Source organism: Geminisphaera colitermitum TAV2, assembly GCF_000171235.2.
In the GTDB taxonomy this organism is placed as follows: Bacteria; Verrucomicrobiota; Verrucomicrobiia; order Opitutales; family Opitutaceae; genus Geminisphaera; species Geminisphaera colitermitum.
Map to the genome: position 1 here is coordinate 1 of NZ_ABEA03000035.1, position 3,527 is coordinate 3,527.

General features: G+C 63.4%; 4 protein-coding genes and 1 pseudogene. All 5 read left to right on the forward strand.

Going from position 1 to position 3,527, the window contains the following annotated elements; genetic code table 11:
- Positions 1 to 756: 756 nt before the first annotated feature.
- Positions 757 to 1,281 carry a chemotaxis protein CheX gene (locus OBACDRAFT_RS03835; RefSeq protein ID WP_043582956.1) on the forward strand — a complete coding sequence of 175 codons (525 nt, stop codon included), beginning with the start codon at positions 757 to 759 and terminating at the stop codon, positions 1,279 to 1,281.
- A 24-nt stretch (positions 1,282 to 1,305) separates the two neighbouring features.
- Positions 1,306 to 2,460, forward strand: coding sequence for a response regulator (locus tag OBACDRAFT_RS03840; RefSeq protein WP_052361046.1), 1,155 nt, complete (start codon positions 1,306 to 1,308; stop codon positions 2,458 to 2,460).
- A gap of 135 nt (positions 2,461 to 2,595) precedes the next feature.
- Complete coding sequence (locus OBACDRAFT_RS27860; RefSeq protein ID WP_157836906.1) at positions 2,596 to 2,739, forward strand: hypothetical protein; 144 nt, start codon at positions 2,596 to 2,598, stop codon at positions 2,737 to 2,739.
- Entirely contained in the window at positions 2,736 to 2,879 is a 144-nt protein-coding gene (locus OBACDRAFT_RS27865) for a hypothetical protein (protein ID WP_157836907.1), read from the forward strand. Before OBACDRAFT_RS27860 ends, OBACDRAFT_RS27865 begins: the two co-directional genes overlap by 4 nt.
- A gap of 182 nt (positions 2,880 to 3,061) precedes the next feature.
- Positions 3,062 to 3,527 (forward strand): annotated as a pseudogene (locus OBACDRAFT_RS27870) (hypothetical protein); the annotation flags it as partial.

Consider the following 3,527-nt stretch of genomic DNA (forward strand, 5'->3'; position numbering starts at 1 on the left):
AAATCCAGACAACCTGTACCGCTCGCGTCCGACAACTCACCGGCCTCAAAGCCGCGGAGACGACCCACCTCTGCGACCTCGAAAACCGCCGCCGCCAACTCCTCACCGTGCGCCAGTCCTACATCCTCCCCCCCCCCGTCCTCCAGCCTCGATTGCAGAGCCTGACCCCGCGTGTCAGGCCGCGGATTCCCCACCCGCCACCCACGCCTCCACGATCCCCTCGGCGGCCGCCTCCCAGTCAAACCCCCGCGCGCCCCCGTAAACCGAACGCTCCACCACCACCCCATCCGGACTCGAAGCCCGCGCGCGCAACCAAATATGCCCGCCCTCCAACGCGGAAGCATGCAGCAACAACCCACGTCCATCGGGGCAAACCAGCCATGCCCGCCCCAGCCCATAATTCGCCTGCCGCTGCACAGGACGGGCCACCCATTCGGGCGCCCTCTTTGAAAGCAGCAACTCCACCGACTGAAGAAATGAAAAAAGGCGCAATGAGGCGGCTGAGGTCACGGTGCGGTTTGGAAAGTTTGGCTGGGCACGCTTTGGCTCGGTTTGGAAACAAAACCAACTCATCGGCCCCAAACCGAAAAACTGAAGCCGGAAACCATAACTCCCAGCCTCTCCCATTCCTCTCTGTTTCGAGCGTCGGCGACAGTCTCCCAATTTGAAATCTCACCTTTCAAATTTCTGCCCCCTCCCCCAACCATTTCCCTAAAGCCCGCCAAAACCGACCGATAATAGAACTCCGAACTCACCATGCCCGTCCTCCAGGAAATCGACGACACCCTCTTCCAAAACACGCTCACCCACGCCGTGTATGAAGTCTTCAAGACCATGGTTGGCCACACCGTCACGCCCCTCTCCGACGCCCCCGACGACACCCCCAACACCCTCTCCATCCACGGCCCCCAAGTCGTCGGCACCGTGGGCTTCATCGGCAGCATCAACGGACTCCTTTACCTCTACCTCGGCGCCGACCTTGCCCGCCACATCTCTGCGCGCCTCCTCGACATGACCGACACCGAGATCGACGACGCCGGCGACGAAGTCGTCAACGACGCCATCGGCGAACTCACCAACATGACCGTCGGCACCTTCAAAAACCAACTCTGCGACCTCGGCTACCCCTGCCGCCTCACCATCCCCTCCATCCTCCGCGGCACCAACTTCACCATCGAACCCATCAGCACCACCACCCGCCGCGTCTATCGCTTCGACATCCACGGCCACACCCTCGTCGCCGACCTCCTCATGAAGCCCACCCCCGACACCGACGCCTGACACCAACCTCTTCACCCACACAACATGCGCCACCGCATCCTCACCGTGGACGATTCCAAGACCGTCCGCATCATCGTCAAAAAAGCCTTCAAACTCCACGACTGCGAAATCCTCGAAGCCGCCAACGGCGTTGACGGCCTCGCCCTCGCCGCCAGCGCCCGCCCCGACCTCATTCTCCTCGACGTCACCATGCCCACCATGGACGGCGTCGAAATGCTCTCCCGGCTCAAGTCCGACCCCGCCCTCAAGACCATCCCCGTCGTCATGCTCACCGCGGAAGGCGGCCGCGACAACGTCCTCAAAATCGCCAAAATCGGCGTCCGCGACTACATCGTAAAACCCTTCAAGGAAGACGTCCTCCTCCAAAAAGTCGGCCGCATCATCGACCTCGCTCCCCTTGCCGACGCCCCCGTCCGTCACCGCACCATCCACGACCCCGCCACCCTCCTCGTCGTCGATGACAAACCCGCCATCGTCCAGCAAATCCAGACCGGTCTCCGCCACACCCCCTGGCAAGTCACCGGCGTCGCCACCACTGCCGACGCCCTCGACACCTGCGCCCGCACGCCCCCCGACCTCGTCATCATCTCCCTCTCCCTCCCCGACGACGCCGCCTACACCCTCTTTCGCGTCATCCGCAACACCCCACGCACCAAGCACACCCCCATCTTCGGACTCGTCGTCAAAACCGACACCGCCGCCCAGCAGCAAGCCCAGCAACTCGGCTTCACCGCCCTCGCCACCAAGCCCCTCGACATGCGCGACGTCGAAGCCCGCATCGCCCGCGCCCTCAACCTCGACACCTCCCATCGCTATTTCTCCATCGACCAGGACCACCTCCTCATCCGCCTCCCCCAGGACACCTCCTCCCAAACCACCATCAACGAACTCACCCAGCACCTCAAATCCAAGATTGCCGACGCCGTGGATACCGGCGCCGCCCGCGCCCTCATCGACCTCTCGCAAGTCCCCCACCTCGACCTCCCCCTCATCAAACTCCTTCTCCAAACCATGGAGACCTGCGCCGCCCTCGGCCTCCAATACGCCCTCGTCGGCAACCCCGCCATCCAGTCCCAGTGTCACGACTTTGAGGATACACGCGACTGGCGCTTCCACCCCACCCTCGACGCCGCCCGCGCCTCCACCGCCCCGCAACCGCAACCCGTCCCCGCCACATGAAACCTGAAGAAAAAGACCAGCCCCCCTCCCTCACCCCCCTCGTCGTCGGCCTGATCCTCATCGTCCTCAGCGCCATCGTCATCTTCACCGGCTGATTTTCTCCCCGAACACCGCATCCAAAAACCAACTACACTGATGGCCGGCCTCACTCCCTCCACACATCCCCGCCCTTCCTCCCCCCTCCCCCTGCGCACCCTCATACTCACCCTCCTTCTCATCGTCATCAGCCTCCTGCTCATCCTCACCGAACAACCCACGCCCGTCCCTGCCCAACCATGAACTCTACCACACAACATCACCGCCAGCCCGCCCGACTCATGGACGATCCTAACGCCAAAGACACCGCCCTCATCGCCGCCGCCCTCATTGTCATCGTCGGCGCCGCCCTCATCGTAGCCCTCATCGCCCTTCTCACCTGAAGACACAGAGAAAACACTGGTCGAACTGTCTTTCTCCGCGTCTCCGCGCCTCCGCGTGAGACCTCTTGACCAAAATGGAACAAGACCAGCCGCGAATAAAACCAATGAATCCCGGCTCCAACATGTTTTCTGGATTCGCGTCTATTCGCGTTCATTCGCGGTTAAGGACTGAGGACTTTGGTTTGGACGCAGGCATCCGGGAACTCGGTGGCTTTATCCTTCTTGTCCTCTCGCTCTCGTTCCCCTCGTTCCTCTCCGCCGCGCACGTCGTCCACGTCACCCCGCAACACTACGACCACCCCCTCGACCGCGGCCCCGCCGCCCGCCCCACGACCGCCCCCCACTCCCTTCCCTACCTCGTATGTGCGGAACCCCGACTCCTCCGCTTCGCCCGTCCCGTGCGTCCGACGCTCCCACTCCCCGATCTCACCAACGCCACCCTCCCGCCCATTGACACCGGCGTAGCGCCCAAACCCACGCCCCCCCCCCCAGCTCGCCACCGCTCCCCCGTCTCCATCACAAACCGACCACGCCGCCTCCACTCCCCCCCCTCCACGACCCCAGCCACTGATTCTCGGCGACGACCTCCGCCGCGACTATCTGCACGAAGATATCCTGCCCTACTTCCGCGCCCCCTACCTCGTCATT

Excerpts from the sequence above, each read along its gene's own strand:
- OBACDRAFT_RS27860 (WP_157836906.1), top strand. The coding sequence starts at position 2,596 with ATGGCCGGCCTCACTCCCTCCACACATCCCCGCCCTTCCTCCCCCCTC.
- OBACDRAFT_RS27865 (WP_157836907.1), top strand. The coding sequence starts at position 2,736 with ATGAACTCTACCACACAACATCACCGCCAGCCCGCCCGACTCATGGAC.
- OBACDRAFT_RS03835 (WP_043582956.1), top strand. The coding sequence starts at position 757 with ATGCCCGTCCTCCAGGAAATCGACGACACCCTCTTCCAAAACACGCTC.
- OBACDRAFT_RS03840 (WP_052361046.1), top strand. The coding sequence starts at position 1,306 with ATGCGCCACCGCATCCTCACCGTGGACGATTCCAAGACCGTCCGCATC.